The organism is Flavobacterium sp. WC2509, assembly GCF_052683105.1.
Genome location: NZ_JBQZFG010000001.1, coordinates 4,327,182 through 4,349,419, shown reverse-complemented (window position 1 = coordinate 4,349,419; position 22,238 = coordinate 4,327,182). Strand labels below are relative to the sequence as shown.

The following is a 22,238-nucleotide window of genomic DNA, read 5'->3' as shown; positions in this document are numbered from 1 at the left end:
ATCGTTATAGCAAATAACTAAATTATATTAATATTAAATTTATAGTACTTTTGTGTTTTTTAAATTTAGTTAAAAAAAGTTAACATTTAAGGACTTCTAATAATTTTATTGATATGACAAAAAACGCCTTAAATCATACTAAACCTTTAAAAATTCCCAAAATTATAATACTATCTAGTAAGGTTATTGCCTTTATATCGCCAAAATGGGCAACTCTCTACGCATCCAAATTATTCATTACTCCAATAAAACATAAGCTTCCAAAACGAGAAATTGAAATGGATGAAAAAAGCATGCAGCAGATGATTGTAATTCCAGCAATAAATAGAAAAATTAATATTTATGAATATGGCAAAAATATTACAAACAAAAAAATACTTTTAGTTCATGGCTGGTCAGGTAGAGGGACACAATTGTGCAAGATTGCAAAAGATCTGACAAATTTAGGATACCAAACCATAAGTTTTGACGCACCTGCTCATGGGAAATCCCCAGGTAATTCGACAATTATGATTGATTTTATCGCTTCAATTATTGAAATAGACAAACAGTTTGGGCCTTTTGAAATTGCTATTGGTCATTCTTTAGGAGGAATGTCTGTAATGAATGCTATAAAAGAAGGCTTAAAAGTAGATAAGGCTATACTTATTGGTAGCGGTGATATAGTACAGGATATTATAGATGATTTTGTTGTTAAATTGGGATTAAAACCTTTCATAGGTAAACTATTACGTGAACGTTTTGAACATAAATATGGAGGAAAAATGGATGATTTTAGTGCTTACAAAGCAGCTGAAACCACTTTAATTCCAACTTTGGTTATTCACGATAAAAATGATCCAGAAGTTTCTGTAAAAGCAGGAATACACATTCATCAGCATCTTAAAAACGGAGAATTAATGCTTACTGAAAAATTAGGTCACAGAAAAATACTGGCAGACCAACAAGTGATTGAGAAAATAATTAATTTTATAAAAAAATAACAACTATGAACTATCCTTTTATAAAATCAGAGAAAGAATGGGAAGAAGAATTAGGAGCTGAACGATATAGAATTCTTCGTCAAAAAGGAACCGAATACCCACATACAGGAAAATACAATTTACATTACGAAAATGGCGTATATTGTTGTGGAGGCTGTGGCACTCCCCTATTTGAAAGTAATTCTAAGTTTGATGCTCATTGTGGTTGGCCATCATTTGACGAATCAATCCCAGGAAAAGTAGAATATATTTCAGACACAACACACGGAATGAAGCGCACTGAAATTGTTTGCGCTAATTGTGGAGGACATCTAGGACATGTTTTTGATGATGGACCAACGAAAACAGGTCAAAGGTATTGCGTGAATTCACTATCAGTTGATTTTAAAGAAAAATAAGTTTTTATTTTAAAATTGATTTAAACAAAAAATGCTTTACAGGATTGTAAAGCATTTTTTGTTTGAATTAGAATGTCTTAAAAAGCTACATTCCATCTTGGTAATTTACTATTTTCGTCTAAGAAGTTTTGTAAAACTTGACCTTCAACAGTAGTAGGAATTACTTTTAATGAGTCATTAAAAGTTTCAAACCATAAAACTTCTAATGCATCAATATTTTCTTTTTTCATTTGTGCTGGCCAAGAATATTTTCTTCCAGTTTTTGCAAATTGATGACCGTTTACAATTTTGTCGTAAAGTCCGCCATTTTTGCTTTTTAGAGTTCCGTCATTTTGAACAGTTCCAGTAGAACCTACCATAATTAACTCTTTAGCTCCAGCTTCGACAGCATATACTACAAAAACTCCACTTGCATTGTCTGAAGCGTTACAAACTGCTTCTAAATTGTCTTCTTGTGTAAACGTAAAATTTCCTTTTACAGTAAACTTTTCTAATTCTTTGCTCATATATTATTTATTAATCAAAATGCCTCACAAAATCGTGAGGCATTTTGGTATTTTATTTTTAAAATATTGAATATTAACCCAATACTTCTTTTACTTTCTTTCCAATTTCTGCAGGAGAGTCAACAACGTGAATTCCGTTTTCTCTCATGATTTGTTTTTTAGCTTCAGCTGTATCGTCAGAACCACCAACAATTGCACCTGCATGTCCCATTGTACGTCCTGCTGGAGCAGTAACTCCTGCAATAAAACCTATAACTGGTTTACGGTTACCATCAGCTTTAATCCATTTAGCAGCATCAGCTTCTAATTGTCCACCAATTTCACCAATCATAATGATACATTCAGTTTCTGGATCGTTCATTAATAATTCAACAGCTTCTTTAGTAGTTGTTCCAATAATTGGATCTCCACCAATACCGATAGCAGTAGTGATTCCTAATCCTTGTTTTACAACTTGATCAGCCGCTTCGTAAGTTAAAGTACCTGATTTAGAAACGATACCTACAGTTCCTTTTTTGAAAACAAAACCTGGCATAATTCCAACTTTTGCTTCTCCTGGAGTAATAACACCTGGACAGTTTGGACCAATTAATCTTGCATTTCTTTCTTTAACGTAGTTATTAGCGTAAATCATATCAGCAACTGGAATTCCTTCTGTGATTGCAATGATTACTTTAATTCCAGCATCAGCAGCTTCCATAATGGCATCAGCAGCAAATGCAGGTGGTACAAAAATAATTGAAGTATCAGCTCCTGCTTCTACAACAGCATCTTTTACAGTATTGAAAACTGGACGGTCTAAATGAGTAGTACCTCCTTTTTCAGGAGTAACACCACCAACAACATTTGTACCGTATTCAATCATTTGAGTAGCGTGGAAAGTTCCTTCGCTACCTGTAAATCCTTGAACAATTATTTTTGAATCTTTATTTACTAAAACACTCATGATATATTTTTTATGTAGTTTTTAAAATTGTTTCGCAAAAGTAAGGCTTTTGTAATTATTTTATACTTTTTTTTAGAATAAAAATAACTAGACAACTTGACTAATTTGATATCCTCTATATAATTTATTATCTTTTATTTCCCATATAACCATAATATGAGCTAAAAACATTTCTTCCCTTGGGTTTTCTATTGTTTTTACATAATGATCAAAACGAACAGAAACCATATTTCCTTCTTCAATAATATGACTAATTCTTGCTTTAGTTCGAACATAAGCTCTACTAATTTCATTAGTCAAATTTAATATTTGGCTATAATCCCTTTGAAGAAATCCTTTGCTACTATTCCAATCAAAAATACATTCGGGATGTAAGTATTCTTTCATTATCTCAGGATTAATGAAGGCATCCGATTTATAAAAACTTTTTACAATTTCTTTAGGAGACATAATTACTTTAATTTATTTAAAATTTCAGGAATCTTCTTAATATTTGCTAATTGTTTTAATTTTTCTCTTGATTCTTCAATAGGTGTTCCAAAATAACTTTTACCACCCTCTATTGATTTTGTAACTCCTGTTTGTCCCATTATAACCGCATTGGCTCCTATGGTAATACCACTTGTAGTACCTACTTGCCCCCAAATGGTAACTTCATCTTCAATAATAACGCAACCAGCAATACCAGTTTGCGAAGCGATTAAGCATTTTTTACCAATAATTGTATCATGACCAACATGTACTTGATTATCAATTTTTGTGCCTTCGCCAATAGTTGTATCCCCAGTAACTCCTTTATCAATGGTACAAAGTGCTCCAATTCCAACATTATTTTTTATTACAACCCGACCTCCTGATAGTAATTGATCATAACCTTCTGGTCTTTTTTTGTAATAAAAAGCATCAGCTCCAAGAACAGTTCCAGAATGAATAATTACATTGTTACCAATTACACTATCATCGTAAATAGAAACATTAGCATGTATTAAACAATTATCTCCAATAACAACATTATTTCCAATGAAAGTATTTGGTTGAATAATTGTTCCCTTTCCAATTTTTGCAGAAAGAGATATAGTAACGTTGGCTTGTGTAAAAGGTTTGAAATGTCTTGTCAAAACATTAAAATCTCTAAAAGGATCATCAGAAATCAATAACGCTTTTCCTTCTGGGCAATCTACCCTTTTGTTAATTAAAACAATGGTTGCAGCTGAATTTAATGCTTTATCGTAATACTTTGGATGATCTACAAAAACGATGTCACCCGATTCTACAACATGAATTTCATTCATACCATGAACAGGAAACAAAGCATCACCGACAAATTCACATTGAAGTAAATTTGCAATATCTTGTAGAGAATAAACTTTTGGAAATTTCATAATTTTAATTAGAAAATGTGACAATAAGAAAATGAGATAACTAGAAAATATGTAAATTAAAAAAAATGTATTTTTATTCTAACTGACACATTTTCTAATTATCTCATTGATAAATTATCTAATTTATTTATGCTTTAACACGTTCCATGTAAGAACCTGATGTAGTGTCAATTTTAATTTTATCTCCTTCATTAATAAACAAAGGTACATTTACAGTAGCTCCTGTTTCTACGGTAGCAGATTTAGTTGCATTTGTAGCTGTATTACCTTTTATACCTGGTTCAGCATAAGTAACTTCAAGGATTACTGAAGTTGGCATATCAACAGAAAGAGGTAAATCTGTCTCAGTATTGATACTTACCATTACACTTTCACCTTCTTTTAATAAATCTGGTGAATCAAGAATATTTTTGTTTAATGAAATTTGTTCAAAAGTCTCAACATTCATAAAGTGAAATAAATCGCCTTCAGGATATAAAAATTGAAATTTGTGGTTTTCAACTCTTACTTCATCAATTTTATGTCCTGCAGAAAATGTATTATCTAATACTTTACCATTACTTAAACTTCTTAATTTTGTTCTAACAAATGCAGGTCCTTTACCTGGTTTCACATGTAGAAATTCAATGATTTTATAAATATCATTGTTATATTTGATACACAATCCGTTTTTAATATCTGATGTAGATGCCATTTTTTTATTTATTTGTTGATTCGTTTATTTGTTTAATCGTTTATTTATTTTATCGGTTAAACGATTAACCAATTATTTTTAATAATTACCTGTATAACCTTTCATAACACCACGAGATGAATTTCTAATGAAATCTAGTATTTCATCACGTTCTGTTGTAGCTTCCATTTCGGCTTCAATAATACCAATTGCTTGAGAAGTATTATAGTTTTTTTGATAAAGAATTCGGTAAATATCCTGAATCTCTCTTATTTTTTCAGTAGAAAAACCTCTTCTTCGCAAACCAATTGAATTAATACCTACATAAGACAAAGGCTCTTTTGCAGCTTTTGTATATGGAGGAACATCTTTTCTTAATAAAGAGCCTCCAGAAATCATTGCATGATCTCCTACGCTTATAAATTGATGTACTGCTGATAATCCGCCAATTACGGCATAATTCCCAATAGTAACGTGACCTCCTAATAAAACACCATTTACAATGATTGCATTATCTCCTACATGACAATCATGAGCAATATGAGCTGCAGCCATAATCAAACAATTGTTTCCGATAGTGGTTTGCCCAGAAGCTATAGTTCCTCTATTGATGGTAACACATTCTCTGATTGTACAGTTGTCTCCAATAATAGCAAGAGAATCTTCACCACCAAATTTTAAATCTTGAGGTACTGCTGCGATAACTGCCCCTGGAAAAATATTACAATTTTTACCAATTCGAGCACCTTCCATTATAGTTACATTTGAACCTATCCAAGTTCCATCTCCTATGATTACATTATTATGTATTGTTGTAAAAGGTTCAATTACAACATTTTTGGCGATTTTCGCACCTGGATGAACGTATGCTAACGGTTGATTCATATATTTTGTTTAATCGTTAAACTGTTTAATTTATTAATCGTTACCGAGTAATTAAATAAACAAAAAATTATTGTTTTCTAGCAATTTGGGCCATTAACTCAGCTTGAGCAACTAAGCGTCCATTAGCATAAGCATTAGCTTGCATGTGACAAATACCTCTACGTATTGGGGTTATTAAGTCACATTTGAATATAAGTGTATCTCCAGGTAATACTTTTTGTTTGAATTTTACATTATCAATTTTCATGAAAAAAGTTAAGTAATTTTCAGGATCTGGAACGGTACTTAAAACTAAAATACCTCCTGTTTGAGCCATTGCTTCAACAATTAAAACTCCCGGCATTACAGGTGCATTTGGGAAATGTCCAATGAAAAAGCTTTCATTCATTGTTACATTTTTCATCCCTACAACATGACTATCAGACATTTCTATGATTCTATCGATCAACAAGAATGGAGGTCTATGCGGAAGCATTGCCATAATTTTATGGATATCCATTAATGGTTCTTGATTCAAATCATAAGTAGGAACATAATTTCTTTGTTCGTTTTTGATGATTTTTGACATCTTTTTTGCAAATTGAGTATTTACAAAATGTCCTGGCTTATTGGCGATAATTTTTCCTTGAATTTTAGTTCCAATTAAAGCTAAATCACCAATTACATCTAATAATTTATGTCTTGCTGCTTCATTTGGATAATGCAATGTAAGATTGTCTAAAATACCATTTGGTTTTACTGTAATTTCATCTTTACCAAAAGCTTTTTTAAGACTTTCCATCGTAGATTCAGAAATGTCCTTGTCTACATAAACAATAGCATTATTTAAATCTCCACCTTTAATTAATCCATTTTCTAATAATGCTTCTAATTCATGTAAAAAACTAAATGTTCTTGCGTTTGAAATTTCAGTTTTAAAATCATTAATAGTTTTTAAAGTAGCATTTTGAGTACCTAATATTTTTGTTCCAAAATCAACCATAGTAGTCACACTATAATGATCGCTTGGCATAACCATAATTTCACTTCCAGAAGCTTCATCTACATAAGAAATAACTTCTTTTACGACATATATATTACGATTTAATTCTTGTTCTTCAATACCAGCTTCTTCAATTGCTTCCATGAAAAACTTTGAAGAACCATCCATAATTGGAAGTTCAGAAGCATCTAATTCGATAATAATATTATCCAAATCAGAACCCATTAAGGCCGCTAAAACATGTTCAGGAGTTTGAATTTTAACGCCTAATTTTTCTAAATTAGTTCCACGTTGTGTATTCACTACATAATTAGCATCTGCTTCAATAACCGGATGACCTTCGAGATCAACACGGACAAAAGTAAAGCCATTATTTACTGGAGCAGGTTTAAATGTCATTTTTACCTCATTACCAGTATGTAATCCAACTCCAGTTAACGAAATTGCTGTTTTGATGGTCTTCTGTTTAACCATTGTTTCCATTTTTTTGGTTTAATATTTGTTTTTTTAATTCTTCAATTTCTTTTACCATTTTTGGTAAATTCTTAAAATGAACATACGATTTACTAAAATCAGAATATCCAAAAGTTGGACTACCCTGCAGCACTTCGTTGTCTTTTATATTACTTGCAACTCCAGACTGAGCCTGGATACGTACATTATTGCCTATTGTTAAATGACCCACAATACCAACTTGTCCTCCAAACATGCCATTACTACCAACTTTTGTAGAACCAGCAATTCCTGTTTGAGCTGCAATGACTGTATTTTTGCCTATTTCGACATTATGAGCAATCTGAACTTGATTGTCAATTTTTACTCCTGATTTAATAATAGTAGATCCTAATGTAGCTCTATCAATAGTAGAATTGGCACCAATATCAACATTATCCTCAATAATTACATTTCCAATTTGTGGAATTTTATTATAAGTACCGTCTTCATTTGGTGCATATCCAAAACCATCAGCTCCAATAACGGTTCCTGAATGAATAGTACAATTATTCCCAATTACTGTTTCTGAATAAATTTTAGCGCCAGCAAAAATAATCACATTATGTCCAATATTTACATTGTCACCAATAAAACTTCCTGGATATATTTTTACATTGTCACCAAGAGTTACATTATCTCCTACATAAGCAAAACTGCCTAAATATAGGTTTTCCCCATAGGTAGCACTGTTTGAAATAAACGATGGAGTTTCGATACCGCTTTTATTTAATTTTACTTGATTGTAAAATTCTAATAATTTAGAAAATGCTTTATAAGCATCAGCAACTTTAATTAGTGTAGTGTCGATTGGGGATTCAGGTTCAAAAGTATCATTCACAATTGTAATTGAAGCTTTTGTTGTATATATGAAGTTAGTATATTTTGGATTGGATAAAAAAGTAAGAGAACCTTCAGTCCCTTCTTCAATTTTAGATAAGCGAGATACTTCAGCGCTGGCATTACCAACAATTTCTCCTTCTAATATTCCTGCTATTTGTTCAGCTGTAAATTTCATCTTATTGAATTGTATTTTTATAAGGTATAAGATGGAACATCTTAAAAGCTCTTGTCACAGTAAATGATAAAAATAGATTAATTCGTTTAATCGCGACAAAAATATAAAAAATAGGTTTTAAATGTTAATTTTAAAGCAGTTGTTTTGGAAAACAAATATAATACTTCGTTACTAATTTTGATAAAGATTTCAAATTCAGCTGATCAGAGGCTTCTACGACATCTTCAATTGTCTTGTCTTTGTTTAAAATTCGTATGGGTTCCGCTATTTTACTATAGGCCTGGCTTTTTATTTTTCCTTTAAATATAAAATAATTAGATTCGGCTAAAGTAATTTTATTTTGTATCGAAAAACGTTCTTTTTGCAATTGAAGTTCCTCTAAATCAACTTTTTCGTTCGTTAATTTTATTTTTAATAAGTCTCTGTTAATAATCATTTTGCTCAAAGAAGAGAGAATATAATCCTCTTCATTTTCCCATGCCTTTAAGGAACTAATAATATCAAAATCGTCTAGTTTTGTAAATAATGTTAGTGTGTTTTGATCAAAAGTTTCTAAGGTTACTTTGTTTTGCATAAAAAACAACAATGGCTTACTGCAAGGTAAAACAACTCCCCTTTCTGTTAATTCTTTGGCGCGTTTTAAGACTTTCGTCAATATTAGTTCAGCGACCAAACTCGTTTTATGCAAGTATACTTGCCAATACATCAGTCTACGGGACATTAAAAACTTTTCGACAGAGTAAATTCCTTTTTCTTCAATAACTAGTACATCATCAACCACATTCATCATCTGAATCAATCTTTCCGAATTGACATTCCCTTCAGACACACCCGAATAAAAACTATCTCTCTTTAAATAATCCATGCGATCCATATCTAATTGACTCGAAATCAATTGTAGCATGAATTTACGATCATATTCTCCCTTAAAAACCTGAATGGCAAGACTCAATTGCCCTTTAAATTCAATATTAAGTTGATTCATTAATAATAATGAAATTTCTTCGTGATGAACATCCTCAACAATACTACTTTCCATCGCATGAGAAAAAGGCCCATGCCCTATATCATGTAATAATATAGCTATGTACAGCGCATTTTCTTCTTCGGGAGTTATATTTACTTCTTTAAAACGCAATACTTCAACTGCTTTTTGCATCAAATGCATACATCCCAAAGCATGATGAAAACGTGTATGATTAGCACCTGGATATACCAAATATGACAACCCCATTTGAGAAATACGTCTCAAACGCTGAAAATAAGGATGTTGTACTAAGTCGTAGATTAAAGGATTAGGTATGGTAATGAATCCATAAATAGGATCATTGAATATTTTTAGTTTATTTATTTGAGACACAATCAGGTAATTTTTAGGAAAACAAATATAGTATATATGTAGTGATATCCAATTTGTAATCTAAGCATAATAGCCTTAGGACTTAACTACGATTTGCTAAGCATACAAATTTCATACCAAAAAAAAAAGATCAGAACGGATTATTCGCCTTTAAAAATAAGACTTTTCAATATTGGACAAAAAAAACTTCTCAAGAAATTTAGAAGTTTTGCGGCTCTTACGAGCCTGTTTACGAAACATTATTTACAGAATTTTAGCGTTATAAATATAACGATTTGAAGGCGTATAAGATTCTAAAGATTACTTTCCTTTTTCATACATTACTCATACACTATCCATGCCTTTGACTAGGCTTTGTTATACACTATGTCCCGTCCTGAAATAACTATATAGATTATTAAATAAATCCTGCTATAACTATACAAATATAATTTTTAATCCTAAACTTACTATACAACTACTTTTTCATAGTTGTTTTTTTTTATTATAATTCTTCCATCTCTTCTTCAAGTTCTCTGATTTCAAATGAATTTCGTTTGATAATTTATAAAATAAATATTTTATATTTGAAAATAAATAAATACTGTTATTTGTCAGACATAGCCCCCACGTATAGGTATAATAAGTCGGACATCGTCAGACGTATATACTAGTTGTATGCTATAATCCCTCACCAAACTCCAGAAAATACTTCAAAATAATTTTCCTTTTATTTGTTAATTGTTAACTTTTAAGATAACTTTGTAAAATGAGCAGAGAAATTATATTTTACGAAAACCATTTTATTGAATTTTATCAAAAACAAGATAGCAAGGTAAAAGAAAAAATAAAATACGTTCTCGAATTAATAAAACAGGTTGAAAAAGTCCCAGAGAAATTTTTAAAACATTTAACTGGAACTAATGGACTTTATGAAATTAGAATTGAATATCAGTCAAATATTTATAGAATATTTTGCTGTTTTGACAAAGGAAAATTGGTTGTCCTTTTTAATGGTTTTCAAAAGAAAACTCAAAAAACACCAAAAAATGAATTGGATAAAGCATTGATTTTAATGAATGAGTATTTTCAACATAAAAACTAACAAAATGGAAAAATATAAAGGAATAACAACTTTTGACCAACTTATTGAAGTTGAACACGGAAAGATCGGAACAGAAAGTAGAAATAGTTACGAAGAAAAAACTCAGATGTTTATTATCAGTGAGATGCTGAAAGACGCTAGAAAAGAAGCAAAAATAACTCAAGAGCAATTAGCCGAAAAAACGGGAACTAAAAAAAGTTACATTTCGAGAATTGAAAATGGAAAAGGAAATATTCAACTTTCTACTTTAATTAGAATTTTTGAATTAGGACTGAACAAACGTATTGGACTAACATTTTTGTAAATAAAATTACAGCATACAACACACGCTACAAGCAATTTGGGGATTTGGCTTAATTTAAAGTTGGTCTTGTATCTGATAAATTTATGTTTATCCGAAGATTTGGCTTCCTTAATCCCAAACTGCTTGTAGCGCGAGAACGTTACCTGTCATTTTAGAGAAAACCAACAACATAAAACAAGTTATGAAGCTTTATATATTTTCAATATTGACTATCTTTCTATCCGGATTTGTTTCTTGCCAGAATAAACCAATTCAAACAATTGAAGAAGTTAGTAATGCAAAGCTAAATGAAGCTAAAGTTTACATATTAAAAAAACAAAAGATCAATTCAGAATTTGATTATTCAAAATTAAATGATATTGATGCTCATTATGGCAGATTTCCTAAATTTAAAGAATCCGACGACATCATATCTGCTTTTGAACCTATAAAAGGTCAATATAATTATTATCAATTTATCGCAACTTATAAGGGAAATAGTTACAATGACGGCGGACCAACTTTAATTAAAGAATTTCACGACATTTTGATTATTAAAACTGATTCCAAGAATCAAATCATTGATGCATACCAATATACTTTGGAATGGTCTGAACCAGATTTTCAAATTGATGTTTATAAAAGTACAGCTAAGAATTTAACTCTGACCGACAACTTACAATTAAACACTTTAAAATTGAATCGTACTTATGATCTTTGGAACGAAAAAGACAAAACGCTTAATGAGAATGGAATTATTCGCCTTAAATAAAAACGACAGGTAACACACGCTACAACGGATTTGGGCAATTTGGCTTAATGGAAAGTTGGTTTTGTATTTGTAATGATTTGGCTAATCCGAATAATGGGCTTAATTTAGTCCCAAACCCGCTGTAGCGCGAGAACGTTACATGCAAGCCACCAAAACCAAAGTAGACCATGACAAGAATAATATTGACAATAGCTATTTTGCTTTTTAATTGTTTGACTTTTTCTCAGACGGCAAAAAAAGAGAATTATACATTGACAATCATAAAAGGAAAAGTAGTAAAAGAAAACAAACAAACATTTTGGATAACTCCTACAACTCTGACCAACAATACTAAAGATACATTAAGATATTACAGTATGTCTTGTTCATGGCAAATCTTTTATTCGGTTGATAGTAATAAATTGCAAGTTGATGAAGGAATGGGATGTGACAAAAATATCCCGACAATTTTGACACTTGCACCAGGACAATCAAGAACGGTGGAAATTAGGTTATTAATAAGTCAGACAATTGATGCTTCTGAAATAAAATTCAAAATCGGCTTCAACTTAATGAAAGTATCTAGCGCTCCAAAAGAATTTGATTTTGACTTCAAAGAACAGCAGAAAAAGAAAAACATAATTTGGTCAAACATTATTTCAAGATAAATGAACAAATGGCCAGCATGTAACAGCTACTACAACGGATTTGGGCAATAGGCTTAATGAAAAGTTGGTTTTGTATTTGGGATGATTTGGCAAATCCGAAGAATGGGCTTAATTTAGTCCCAAACCCGCTGTAGTACCAAGACGTTATGCCTAATTTTCAAAAACTTATGACTGTAACCATTCCGAATTTAGACAACATCTATTTTAAAAAATTGGAATCAATTCTAAATACTGATTACGAGCCGATTGAAATCATTTGCGAAATAGATAATGACCAAAAAACTTTAGATTGTTTTAATATTGTCCGGAAAAAGGTTGAAAACTTTGGAGGTAAAATGATTTTGGGTTGGCAAATTTGGCAAACAAATATTTTAATGGAAGCTGAAGCTCATGCAGTTTGGGAAGATTTAGAAGGAGAATTACACGACATATCACCAAAATCTCGAAATTTGCCTGTTAAGAGAATAGTTTTTATAGAGGATTCTAAAATGAAATACGAAGGAAAACAAATTCAAAGTATTCGTGTAAACATTACAAATAATTCTGTTATTGATGATTATATAAAAGTATCCAAATTATTTTTTCATCTGCAAAACAAAGGCGAAAGAGCAAACTATTATGATTTATCAGAAATTTTAAATGATAATGAAATAAAAGAAATTGGAAAAGCTCATAATTGGAAAGTCCAATTACAGAAATTTTATGAAGCAGGGAACAATGAAAAAAGTTTATGCTTTTGTGGAAGTCTAAAAAATTATAAAAACTGTCATAGAAAAGAATTAGAAAATATAGCTAAGCATATACAAAACTAGGCATAACAGCCGTTACACGAGATTTGGGCATTTGGCTGAATTTAAAGATTGTTTTGTATTTGGAAAATTTGTGTTTAACCGAAAAATCTCGCATCTTTAATCCCAAACCTCGTGTAGCGCCAAGACGTTAGTGGCTATTGACTATGAAACCTCAAAAAAATGGATGATTTAGAATTATATCTCTATGGAATATTACCAATGATATTTGGTTTATTTATATTATTGAAATCTATTCAAATATTGTCAAATGGGAAAACTATTTTGAATTGGATCATTTCGACAATTATACTTGTATCTACTTTATTTGCAGAATATATACTTGCGTTTGTATTATTTAAAGAAGCTTGGCCAACATATCTACCACATATTTTAATATTATTCAATCTATTATTGCTATTTGCCCAAATAAAAATTAAAAAAAGAAATGCACAAATTATTTGAAATAATAACTGAAGTTGTTGGTTGGATTCAAATTGTTCTCTCTCCAACTCTACTCGGAATTGGGTTCGGTTTTGGAATCTATCTTAACTTTCCTAATCTAACTGGAACTATATTTGGAATTTTAATTGCAGTTATTGGTTTACTTATTGGAATTGTTTTAGCTACAAAAAAGTTTAAAACAACTGGAACAATTGATTTTTTATCAAGAATAAGCGCATCACCAGAATTAGACAATTTGGAAAAGTCTCAAATTGAAAAGACAAAAACGGAAAAATAAAAACAGCCACTAACAGCCACTACAACGGATTTGGGCAATAGGCTTAATGGAAAGATGGTTTTGTGTTTGGGATGATTTGGCAAATCCGAAGAATGGGCTTAATTTAGTCCCAAACCCGCTGTAGTGCCAAGACGTTAGCGGTAATAATATCGAAAACCGATTAAAATGAAATTAAAAATGACTCTTTTATTTCTGCTCTTTTCAATAAGCAATTATGCTCAAATTGAGAAACCAGAATACGATAATGAAATTGTAAGAACCGAAATTATTTATCAACATAATGCTGATACAACTCTTACTAAACTCTACAATAAAAATAAAGAATTACTAAATGGGAAATATAGAATAATTCACGAAGATAGTGTGGTAACATATGTGAATTTTAAAAGTGGCTTATGGGACGGGCTATATAAATCTTATTATAAAACCGGCGAACTTTATGCTGTAATCCCATTTGAAAATGGAATTAAAAAAGGTATTGGAATATGGTATTTCAAAAATGGAAATAAAAACCGGGAAATATCATATCTAAATAGACAACAACACGGAGTGTGTAAATGGTATTATGAAAATGGGAATTTATTAAAAGAATGTGAATACATAAATGATAAAGAGAATGGGAAATGTAATTGGTTTTACGAAAATGGAAACGCCCAATTGTTAATTACTTATAAAAATGGATTAAAAAATGGGCTCTCTGAAAAATATAAACAAAATGGGATAATAGAAAATCAATTATATTATTTGAATAACAAAAAAGTTTCAAAGGAGGAATTTGATAAATCTGAATAAAATACTACCGCTAACACACGCTACAAGCAATTTGGGCATTTGGCTTAATGGAGAAATTGGTTTGTATTTGGAAGATTTGGCAAATCCGAAGATAAGGCTTAATTTAATCCCAAACTGCTTGTAGCGCGAGAACGTTATGCGTCATTTAACAGAAAAACGAATGAAAAAAGGACTTTACATAATAATTTCAATTTTGTTGTTTAATTGTAGCGGAATTTCAAAACCAGAAAAACAGGATTTTGAAAAAGTAAAAATCAGTAATGAAATGTTTACTCAATATTCTCAATTTGAAAACTTATTCATTTGTAAAGATAGTATCGCAGATTTTGACAATGGATATTCAAAAATTGAACTAAATGGAGAGAATATTAAAATATTGAACTCTAAAAATGATGGTTACGAATCAACGCAAATTGAAATTCTAATTGACAAAAACCTAAAAATTAATAATGTTAAATATTCGTATAGCGACGATGTGGAAGATGGTTCAAAAACAGAATATGAAGTAATTGACGCTAAAATCAATATGAACAAAAATCCATTTGAACAAAATTCAAAAGAAATTATCGCATATTATTTATTAAGAATTAGAGAAACAAATATTCCGAGCGAATTTTGGAAATCCAAAAAAGAAACTGAATATTATTTCAAAGGAAAAATTGAGTGTAAATAAACGACGCATAACAGCCACTACAACGGATTTGGACATTTGGCTTAATGGAAAGTTGGTCTTGTATTTGGAATATTTGGCAAATCCGAAAATAGGGCTTAATTTAACCCCAAACCCGCTGTAGTGCCAGAACGTTGTAGGCTATTTTACCGAAGAGCATCAGAAAAACATAAAATGAAAAAGATAATATTATTTAGTTTTTTAATCTTAAACTTCACTTTCATAAATGCTCAAGACATTAAGCCTGAAACTTTAGATAGTTTATATGTCGAATCATTAAATAGCCGATTTGATTTGATGTTGTCAAGTGGTTATAAATATATTGAACCGAACAGCCAAACTGAAAGAATTAAATCTAAGTTTGATTTGGGTGTTTATAAATTCGAAAATCAAGACAAGCTTTTTAAAATAGCATATAAAAACAATAAGGAATTGACCTTATATCGCATAAATCATAAAATTATATCCAAAGACACAATTGATATAAACATAGGAGAAGTATTTATGACTGTTAGAAAAGGAATTTACTTCAAAAACAAATTATATTTTAAAAAAACATTTATTTCGATTCCGTGCGGAGGCCCAGATGGGTATCAACCTGATTTCAGATATGTGTTTTCTCAAAAGGACAATAAATGGATTAAAACAATTGAATATTTTAGTATAAACTGAATAAAAAAACAGCCTACAACACACGCTACAAGCAATTTGAGCATTTGGCTTAATGGAAAGATTGGTTTGTATTTGGAAGATTTGGCAAATCCGAATAATGGGCTTAATTTAGTCCCAAACTGCGTGTAGCGCGGGAACGTTAGTGGTTATGCTAGGAAACGAAGAACTTATGAAAATACCCAATAAAAAAAAATTTATCTTCTTTTTAGTTTTTTGTTCTTTAAAAATTATTGGACAGAATAAAATTGCGGTAACTGAAATTGATATAAACAAAATCCCAAAAGAAATAAAATATAACGGCAAAGTTAAAAACGCAATAACTTGGAATGATAAATTAGGCGAAAACTTTGTCTTGACTTGTGAAACAGGAGAATTTAAAACCAAAAACTCCGAAAATGACTTCCGTGATTCTGAAATTTATGCATATCATTACATTCGTTATAAAAGCGTTATTAAACAGAATTGGAAAATATACGATTTCGTAAAAGATTGTTCCCTCGATATTGAAGCTAGTTTCTTGAAAAACACATTGACTATTACTGACTTAAATAATGACGGAATTGGGGAAATTTGGATAATGTACAAAACTGCTTGCACCGGTGATGTAAGTCCTTGCGAAATGAAAATTATAATGTACCAAGAAAAACAAAAATTAGCAATGCGAGGTCAAAATCGTGTGAAAGTTTCGGATAAAGAATATGATGGTGGAAAATACACTTTTGACAAAGCGTTTAATGAAGCACCAAATTATTACAGAGATTACGCAAAAAGATTGTGGAATAAAAACGTAAATCAGAAATGGCAATAAGCACAACCACTAACAGCCACTACAACGGATTTGGGCATTTGGCTTAATGGAAAAATGGTCTTGTATTTGGAATATTTGGCAAATCCGAAGAATGGGCTTAATTTAGTCCCAAACCCGCTGTAGTGCCAGAACGTTGGTGGCAATACAACTGCAATTCACAAGAAAAAATCTACAATATAAATATATGAAAGAAATTGATTTTAAAACTCTTCAAGGATTAATTAAAACGGAACTCGACACATTAAATATTAAATACATCATAGTATTTATAATTCTCAACATAATAATAGCAATAGTAAACTGGTGGATTCAAAGAAATGTTAAAAATATAGATAATAAAATCTACAAAAACAAAGTTCGTGAAGATAGAAGAATTAAAATCATAGAAGAAATATATGGTGAACTCGTTTCTTTTACTTATATTCTGGATAAAAATGAAATGGTAAATTCAATTTCAAAAGTCTCAAATTTACAAAAAAAAGTATCAGAAAACAGATTGTATATAGATTCAAAAATGAATGATAAAATAACTATGTTTATAGATTATTTAAAAAATCTAATGTCTGATTTTAGACATAAGGACTTTAAAGAGGAACAGAAAATGCTTACCAACATCGAAAAAGAATTCAATAAATAATGGTTATTCAAGCTCCAAAAAATTTTACAAAAAATTTCGTAATGGATTTTTTAAGAAAAGTTGAAGTTACTTTTAAATGGAAAGAAAAAGGAGTAAGCAATATTGAAATTGACTTGTCAACTATTAAGAATATAGACATTTTAGGCTTATTAATTATTTACAAATACATTGATTATACATCTACACACAGATGTTTTCATGAGCCAAAATTATGGATTGATAAATATATAAACGAGATATGGAGTAGATACGAGTTTGACCAACTTATTCAAGCTTATCTTAACAATAATGAAACAGACAAGCCATTTAAAGAGTTAAAAGTAACATTAGATGACAGGTTTATTATAGCTCCTCAAGCACTTTTGCGAAATTCAAATTATTCAAATGAATATCTAAAAAAAGAGTTTATTCCCAAAATCGAGAAATATTACAAAGACAAACCTAAAGTTACTGATTTGATTTTTAGTTGCTTTTCAGAAATATTATTGAATTTTTGGGAACATGCGGTTAATGATACACGCTCGATTATTATTGCTGATGGAAATCCTTCTGTTATTGACATTGCTTGTGCTGACACTGGAATAGGCATTATTTCAAGCTTAAGAGATGTTTTAAAAACAACTAAAGAAAGTGAACTTTTATCCCAAGCTGTAGAAAAAGGAATAACATCAAAACCAAATACTAATCATATGGGATTTGGTCTTTGGCTAGTTAATGAATTAGTAAAAATGAACAATGGTCGTTTACATATATATTCTGAAGGATATTATTATTACAATAATTATGGAAAAATTAAATATGGTTCCTGTCCATACTGGCCAGGTACAATTATTTATATTAATTTAAGCTTAAAAAATCCAAAAACATTGACAGATTTACTACATTTAAGTGTTCAAAATGATTTACAAATAAACTTTACATAATGAAAATAGAATTAAAAAAATACGGAGTAATAATTTCAGACCAAAATTCTGGTAAGGTTATTTTTGACAAAATTAAAGAAACTTTAAAATTACAAGATAAATGTATAGTAGATTTTAAAGATGTAAAATCAATGGCTACTTATAATGCTAAACAAATATTTGGAAAACTTTATATCGAACTTGGCTCAAATGTTTTTTTTGAAAAAATTGAGATTAAGAATGCAAGTGAAGACCTGAAATTGATTATTCGCTTAGGTATTCAAAGTGCATTAGAAGATAAAAATTAAATAATAGCGAAAATGTACAGCCACCAACACACGCTACAAGCAATTTGGGTTTTAGGCTTAATTTAAAATTGGTTTTGTATTTGGAAGATTTGGCAAATCCGAAAGATAACGCTGATTTAATCCCAAACTGCTTGTAGCGCGAGAACGTTAGCGGCAAGTGCAGAAAAAATCGTAAAATCATGATAACACACAATAATCGGAAATATCCAGACTCTAAAAAACTGTTGAAACGTGGAATAACAATATTAGGCTGTACAACGTTAATATTGTTTTTTGCCCCGTTAGTTATCACAAAATGCGATTGGGTTCATTTAGATGTTTACAAACCTAATGAAATTGGCGACACTATAGGTGGGATTTTAGGACCTTTAGTTGGTTTAATTGCTGTGGCGTTAACATTTTTAGCATTTTGGGCTCAATATGATGCAAATATTCAACAAAGAATACAATTTGACACTTCATTAGACAATGAAAAAATAGCTCGTGAAGCTGAAGAGAACAAAGCATCCGAAGAAATCGAAAGAAAAAATACAGAAATAAAAGAACGACAAGAGCAATTCGTTGAAACTCAAGAGCTCCAGCAAAATCAAATTAGACTTCAGGACAAACGAGCGAGAATAAACATTTTTGAAACACGTTTCCATACTATGTTAGCAATTCATCGCGATAACGCTAACGAAATTGAAGCAAACAATATCAAAGGAAGAAAGGTTTTTATCCATATGCTAGATGAGCTTAAGTTGATTTTCAACATCTTCAATGCTATAATGAAAGATGAAAGCCATGAAAACGCAATACGTGAAGAAGAATTATACAATATTGTCTATCTATCCTTCTTTTTTGGGATTGGCGAAAAATCTACACCAATGGTTAAAGACTTAGTAGGTTCAGAGCTTTCTAAATACGTTGACATTTGTCATAATAGAATAATTAATTTCAAAAATCAAAAAAATGTTAAGTCAGAAATGATATTAAAAATCGGAACAAATGATTATAATCTAAGTCACGTTTATTCGTTTGGCGTAGGACATTTAAGACGTCTCAGTCACTACATAAGACATTTATTTCAAACTGTAAAATTTGTTGATGACCAACCTAACGAAATAATATCTATGGGTGATAAATATAATTATGTTTCAAATTTGAGAGCTCAATTATCAGCGCATGAGCAAATTTTATTGTTTTATAATTCAATTTCTGTTATGGGCAAACCTTGGTTAGATTCTTTATATCCGAGTAACGAAAATTACATTCAGCGTTATTGCATGTTAAAAAGTATTCCTCTTAATGCCGCAGACTTTTATAAAAAGCCTTTGGACATTTTCACTGAAAAAAATATGAGTGGAAAATCAATGTTTGAATGGGTAGAAATAAAACATAGAATGGAAGATTTGGATAATGAAAGCACCAGCCGCTAACAGCCGTTTGGCAAGATTGCGAATTTTGTGGTAAATTCACGTTTACGTTTCGCAAGAAATTCAGTAGTAACCGAAAATATCCAGTTACGAAGTTCGCAACCTCGCCAACCGCCAGAACGTTATATGATATTTTAAAATACTTAGACTTAATGACAAATCTACTAATTGATACATGTGTTTGGCTGGAAATCGCTAAAACCACTAAAGGTGAAAAAATTCTAAGTTTATTAGAAGAATTCATAGAAGAGGATGAAGTATCATTAATAGTTCCAGAAATTGTAATTGAAGAATTTGAAAGAAACAAGGATAGAATCGTAGTTGATGCTGGTAAAAGTTTATCAAGTCATTTCGAAAAAGTTAAAGAAATATTTATAAAACACGGTGGTGAAAAAGACAAAGAAGTTGTCTTAGCTCAATTAAATGATTTAAATCACAAAATTCCAACTTTGGGGGAAACAGTTTCTTCTTCTCTGCAAAGAATTGAAAAGCTTTTTTCTCAGTGTGAAATCATTAAAATGACGGATGAAATAAAACTACGAGCCGTACAAAGAGCAATAGATAAAAAAGCTCCATTTCATTTATCAAAGAATAGTATTGGAGACGCAATAATCATAGAATCATTTATAGAATATGCAATTCAAAATGATTCTCAAAATTTCAAACTAGTCTTTGTTACTGAAAATAAGAAAGATTTCAGTTTACAGAATGGAAATCATAAATTACCACATGAGGACTTAGCAGAACATTTTGACTCAAATAAATCTTTCTATTTTATAAGCTTACCAGAAGCTCTTCATGCAATTAATCCTGAGTTAATTGAAAATTTCGAATTAGAAAATGACTGGAAAACAGAGCCTCGCCAATTAAGTGAAATATTATCCATTGAAAGAGAATTAGAACATAAAATATGGTATAATAGGCATAAAATTTATGAGGCGAGAATTCTTTCAGGAGAAATTAAAATTATAAGACGCGAAGATTATGATGTTATGAAATCCCGATTTACTGTAGTCGACGAGATTTGGGCAGGGGCAAAAAAATCAGCAAAAGCTATTGAAGATGAATTTGGGGAAGAAAATTTAATGTGGGATGATTTTGAATGGGGAATGTTAAATGGAAAGTTATCAGCTCTACGTTGGGTAAACGGCGATGAATGGGATTTTCTAGACACATAAAAAAACATCATATAACAGCCACTACAACGGATTTGGGCATTTGGCTTAATGGGAAATTGGTTTTGTATTTGGGATGATTTTGCAAATCCGAAAATAGGACTTAATTTAGTCCCAAACCCGCTGTAGTGCCAGAACGTTATGGGCAATTATAAAAACAAACAATGAAAGGATTATTTCTACTTCTTACGACATTTTTCACAGCAATATTATTTGGACAAACTGAGCAAAGTAAAACTTTATCTGACTTTTTACCTAAAGGATATCTGATTTCTGAAAAAGTAAATGGAGATTTGAATAAAGACGGCATAGAAGATATTATTCTGATTATCAAAGGTACAAGTAAAAGCAAAATTATTAAAGACGAATATCGTGGCGAATTAGATCGGAACCGAAGAGGCATTATAGTTTTGTTTAACAAAAAAGACAATTTCGAATTGGCTTCAAAAAACTATGATTGCTTTTCATCCGAAAACGAAGATGGTGGTGTATATTTTCCTCCAGAACTATCAGTTGAAATAAAAAAAGGAAACTTATGTGTACACTATGGACACGGTAGATATGGATATTGGAAATATACATTCAGATTTAAAAATTCAGATTTTGAGTTAATTGGTTATGACGCAAGTAATGGTGGTGCTGTAATTGACAGTGAAACAAGCATTAATTTTTTAACTAAAAAGAAACTTGAAAAGGTAAATGTAAATAAAAACGCTGAAGGTGGAGATGAAGTTTTTAAAGAAGTATGGAAAAGTATAAACATAAATAGACTTATCAAATTATCCGAAATTGTTGATTTTGACGAATTCGAAATACCTGATGAATAAAAATAACTGCCCATAACAGCCACTACAACGGATTTGGGCATTTGGCTTAATGGAAAGTTGGTTTTGTATTAGGGATAATTTGGCAAATCCG

Annotated in this window: 28 protein-coding genes; 19 read left to right on the top strand and 9 right to left on the bottom strand. The window is 30.5% G+C overall.

Annotated features, from left to right (window positions below):
* Positions 1–113: 113 nt before the first annotated feature.
* Together ACUN3A_RS17990 and msrB are read left to right on the top strand one after the other, a co-directional pair.
* A complete protein-coding gene (locus ACUN3A_RS17990; protein WP_445552666.1) occupies positions 114–983 on the top strand; it encodes an alpha/beta fold hydrolase in 870 nt (289 codons plus the stop codon).
* Positions 984–988: 5 nt separating this feature from the next.
* Positions 989–1,381 carry a peptide-methionine (R)-S-oxide reductase MsrB gene (msrB, locus tag ACUN3A_RS17985; RefSeq protein ID WP_445552665.1) on the top strand — a complete coding sequence of 131 codons (393 nt, stop codon included), beginning with the start codon at positions 989–991 and terminating at the stop codon, positions 1,379–1,381.
* Positions 1,382–1,458: 77 nt separating this feature from the next.
* On the opposite strand, the gene ACUN3A_RS17980 is transcribed toward msrB, so the two are convergent.
* From ACUN3A_RS17980 to ACUN3A_RS17940, 9 genes are all read right to left on the bottom strand, one after another.
* A complete protein-coding gene (locus ACUN3A_RS17980) occupies positions 1,459–1,887 on the bottom strand; it encodes a hypothetical protein (protein ID WP_445552664.1) in 429 nt (142 codons plus the stop codon).
* 73 nt (positions 1,888–1,960) lie between these two features.
* Positions 1,961–2,833, bottom strand: coding sequence for a succinate--CoA ligase subunit alpha (gene sucD, locus ACUN3A_RS17975; protein WP_445552663.1), 873 nt, complete (start codon positions 2,831–2,833; stop codon positions 1,961–1,963).
* An 87-nt stretch (positions 2,834–2,920) separates the two neighbouring features.
* Positions 2,921–3,283 carry a nuclear transport factor 2 family protein gene (locus ACUN3A_RS17970; RefSeq protein WP_445552662.1) on the bottom strand — a complete coding sequence of 121 codons (363 nt, stop codon included), beginning with the start codon at positions 3,281–3,283 and terminating at the stop codon, positions 2,921–2,923.
* A 2-nt stretch (positions 3,284–3,285) separates the two neighbouring features.
* Entirely contained in the window at positions 3,286–4,215 is a 930-nt protein-coding gene (locus ACUN3A_RS17965) for a UDP-3-O-(3-hydroxymyristoyl)glucosamine N-acyltransferase (RefSeq protein WP_445552661.1), read from the bottom strand.
* A 127-nt stretch (positions 4,216–4,342) separates the two neighbouring features.
* Positions 4,343–4,909, bottom strand: a complete 567-nt coding sequence (gene efp / locus ACUN3A_RS17960; protein WP_445552660.1) for an elongation factor P — start codon at positions 4,907–4,909, stop codon at positions 4,343–4,345.
* A gap of 78 nt (positions 4,910–4,987) precedes the next feature.
* Positions 4,988–5,773 carry an acyl-ACP--UDP-N-acetylglucosamine O-acyltransferase gene (gene lpxA / locus ACUN3A_RS17955; RefSeq protein ID WP_445552659.1) on the bottom strand — a complete coding sequence of 262 codons (786 nt, stop codon included), beginning with the start codon at positions 5,771–5,773 and terminating at the stop codon, positions 4,988–4,990.
* Between the two features lie 67 nt (positions 5,774–5,840).
* The gene (locus ACUN3A_RS17950) at positions 5,841–7,229 is read right to left on the bottom strand and encodes a bifunctional UDP-3-O-[3-hydroxymyristoyl] N-acetylglucosamine deacetylase/3-hydroxyacyl-ACP dehydratase (protein ID WP_445552658.1); all 1,389 of its coding nucleotides are present in this window, start codon (positions 7,227–7,229) and stop codon (positions 5,841–5,843) included.
* Positions 7,222–8,265, bottom strand: coding sequence for a UDP-3-O-(3-hydroxymyristoyl)glucosamine N-acyltransferase (lpxD, locus tag ACUN3A_RS17945; RefSeq protein ID WP_445552657.1), 1,044 nt, complete (start codon positions 8,263–8,265; stop codon positions 7,222–7,224). Before lpxD ends, ACUN3A_RS17950 begins: the two co-directional genes overlap by 8 nt.
* A gap of 130 nt (positions 8,266–8,395) precedes the next feature.
* The gene (locus ACUN3A_RS17940) at positions 8,396–9,625 is read right to left on the bottom strand and encodes an HD domain-containing protein (protein WP_445552656.1); all 1,230 of its coding nucleotides are present in this window, start codon (positions 9,623–9,625) and stop codon (positions 8,396–8,398) included.
* 748 nt (positions 9,626–10,373) lie between these two features.
* Here ACUN3A_RS17940 and ACUN3A_RS17935 point away from each other — a divergent pair.
* The 17 genes from ACUN3A_RS17935 to ACUN3A_RS17855 all read left to right on the top strand — a co-directional run bounded on the left by ACUN3A_RS17935 (position 10,374) and on the right by ACUN3A_RS17855 (position 22,147).
* Positions 10,374–10,709 (top strand): type II toxin-antitoxin system RelE/ParE family toxin, encoded by a 336-nt coding sequence (locus tag ACUN3A_RS17935; protein WP_445552655.1) that lies wholly within the window; start codon positions 10,374–10,376, stop codon positions 10,707–10,709.
* A 4-nt stretch (positions 10,710–10,713) separates the two neighbouring features.
* Positions 10,714–11,013 (top strand): helix-turn-helix domain-containing protein, encoded by a 300-nt coding sequence (locus tag ACUN3A_RS17930; RefSeq protein ID WP_070786819.1) that lies wholly within the window; start codon positions 10,714–10,716, stop codon positions 11,011–11,013.
* Positions 11,014–11,194: 181 nt separating this feature from the next.
* Positions 11,195–11,764, top strand: a complete 570-nt coding sequence (locus ACUN3A_RS17925) for a hypothetical protein (protein ID WP_445552654.1) — start codon at positions 11,195–11,197, stop codon at positions 11,762–11,764.
* 167 nt (positions 11,765–11,931) lie between these two features.
* Positions 11,932–12,411 (top strand): hypothetical protein, encoded by a 480-nt coding sequence (locus ACUN3A_RS17920; protein ID WP_445552653.1) that lies wholly within the window; start codon positions 11,932–11,934, stop codon positions 12,409–12,411.
* 167 nt (positions 12,412–12,578) lie between these two features.
* Positions 12,579–13,223: a hypothetical protein gene (locus ACUN3A_RS17915; protein ID WP_445552652.1), complete on the top strand. Its 645-nt coding sequence runs from the start codon at positions 12,579–12,581 to the stop codon at positions 13,221–13,223.
* 159 nt (positions 13,224–13,382) lie between these two features.
* Positions 13,383–13,664: a hypothetical protein gene (locus ACUN3A_RS17910; protein WP_445552651.1), complete on the top strand. Its 282-nt coding sequence runs from the start codon at positions 13,383–13,385 to the stop codon at positions 13,662–13,664.
* On the top strand, positions 13,648–13,941 hold the full coding sequence (locus ACUN3A_RS17905) for a hypothetical protein (protein WP_445552650.1): 294 nt from the start codon (positions 13,648–13,650) through the stop codon (positions 13,939–13,941). Before ACUN3A_RS17910 ends, ACUN3A_RS17905 begins: the two co-directional genes overlap by 17 nt.
* 165 nt (positions 13,942–14,106) lie before the next feature.
* Positions 14,107–14,733 carry a toxin-antitoxin system YwqK family antitoxin gene (locus ACUN3A_RS17900; RefSeq protein ID WP_445552649.1) on the top strand — a complete coding sequence of 209 codons (627 nt, stop codon included), beginning with the start codon at positions 14,107–14,109 and terminating at the stop codon, positions 14,731–14,733.
* Positions 14,734–14,893: 160 nt separating this feature from the next.
* Positions 14,894–15,406 (top strand): hypothetical protein, encoded by a 513-nt coding sequence (locus ACUN3A_RS17895; protein WP_445552648.1) that lies wholly within the window; start codon positions 14,894–14,896, stop codon positions 15,404–15,406.
* Positions 15,407–15,577: 171 nt separating this feature from the next.
* Positions 15,578–16,075 carry a hypothetical protein gene (locus tag ACUN3A_RS17890; protein ID WP_445552647.1) on the top strand — a complete coding sequence of 166 codons (498 nt, stop codon included), beginning with the start codon at positions 15,578–15,580 and terminating at the stop codon, positions 16,073–16,075.
* A 169-nt stretch (positions 16,076–16,244) separates the two neighbouring features.
* Entirely contained in the window at positions 16,245–16,883 is a 639-nt protein-coding gene (locus ACUN3A_RS17885) for a M949_RS01915 family surface polysaccharide biosynthesis protein (RefSeq protein ID WP_445552646.1), read from the top strand.
* A 184-nt stretch (positions 16,884–17,067) separates the two neighbouring features.
* Positions 17,068–17,520, top strand: a complete 453-nt coding sequence (locus tag ACUN3A_RS17880) for a hypothetical protein (RefSeq protein ID WP_445552645.1) — start codon at positions 17,068–17,070, stop codon at positions 17,518–17,520.
* A gap of 41 nt (positions 17,521–17,561) precedes the next feature.
* Positions 17,562–18,443 (top strand): hypothetical protein, encoded by an 882-nt coding sequence (locus tag ACUN3A_RS17875; RefSeq protein ID WP_445552644.1) that lies wholly within the window; start codon positions 17,562–17,564, stop codon positions 18,441–18,443.
* Positions 18,443–18,730: an STAS-like domain-containing protein gene (locus ACUN3A_RS17870; RefSeq protein ID WP_445552643.1), complete on the top strand. Its 288-nt coding sequence runs from the start codon at positions 18,443–18,445 to the stop codon at positions 18,728–18,730. The genes ACUN3A_RS17875 and ACUN3A_RS17870 overlap by 1 nt, the downstream gene beginning before the upstream one ends.
* Before the next feature lie 179 nt (positions 18,731–18,909).
* Complete coding sequence (locus ACUN3A_RS17865) at positions 18,910–20,148, top strand: putative phage abortive infection protein (RefSeq protein ID WP_445552642.1); 1,239 nt, start codon at positions 18,910–18,912, stop codon at positions 20,146–20,148.
* A 149-nt stretch (positions 20,149–20,297) separates the two neighbouring features.
* Complete coding sequence (locus ACUN3A_RS17860; RefSeq protein ID WP_445552641.1) at positions 20,298–21,323, top strand: PIN domain-containing protein; 1,026 nt, start codon at positions 20,298–20,300, stop codon at positions 21,321–21,323.
* A gap of 161 nt (positions 21,324–21,484) precedes the next feature.
* The gene (locus tag ACUN3A_RS17855) at positions 21,485–22,147 is read left to right on the top strand and encodes a hypothetical protein (RefSeq protein ID WP_445552640.1); all 663 of its coding nucleotides are present in this window, start codon (positions 21,485–21,487) and stop codon (positions 22,145–22,147) included.
* Positions 22,148–22,238 lie beyond the last annotated feature (91 nt).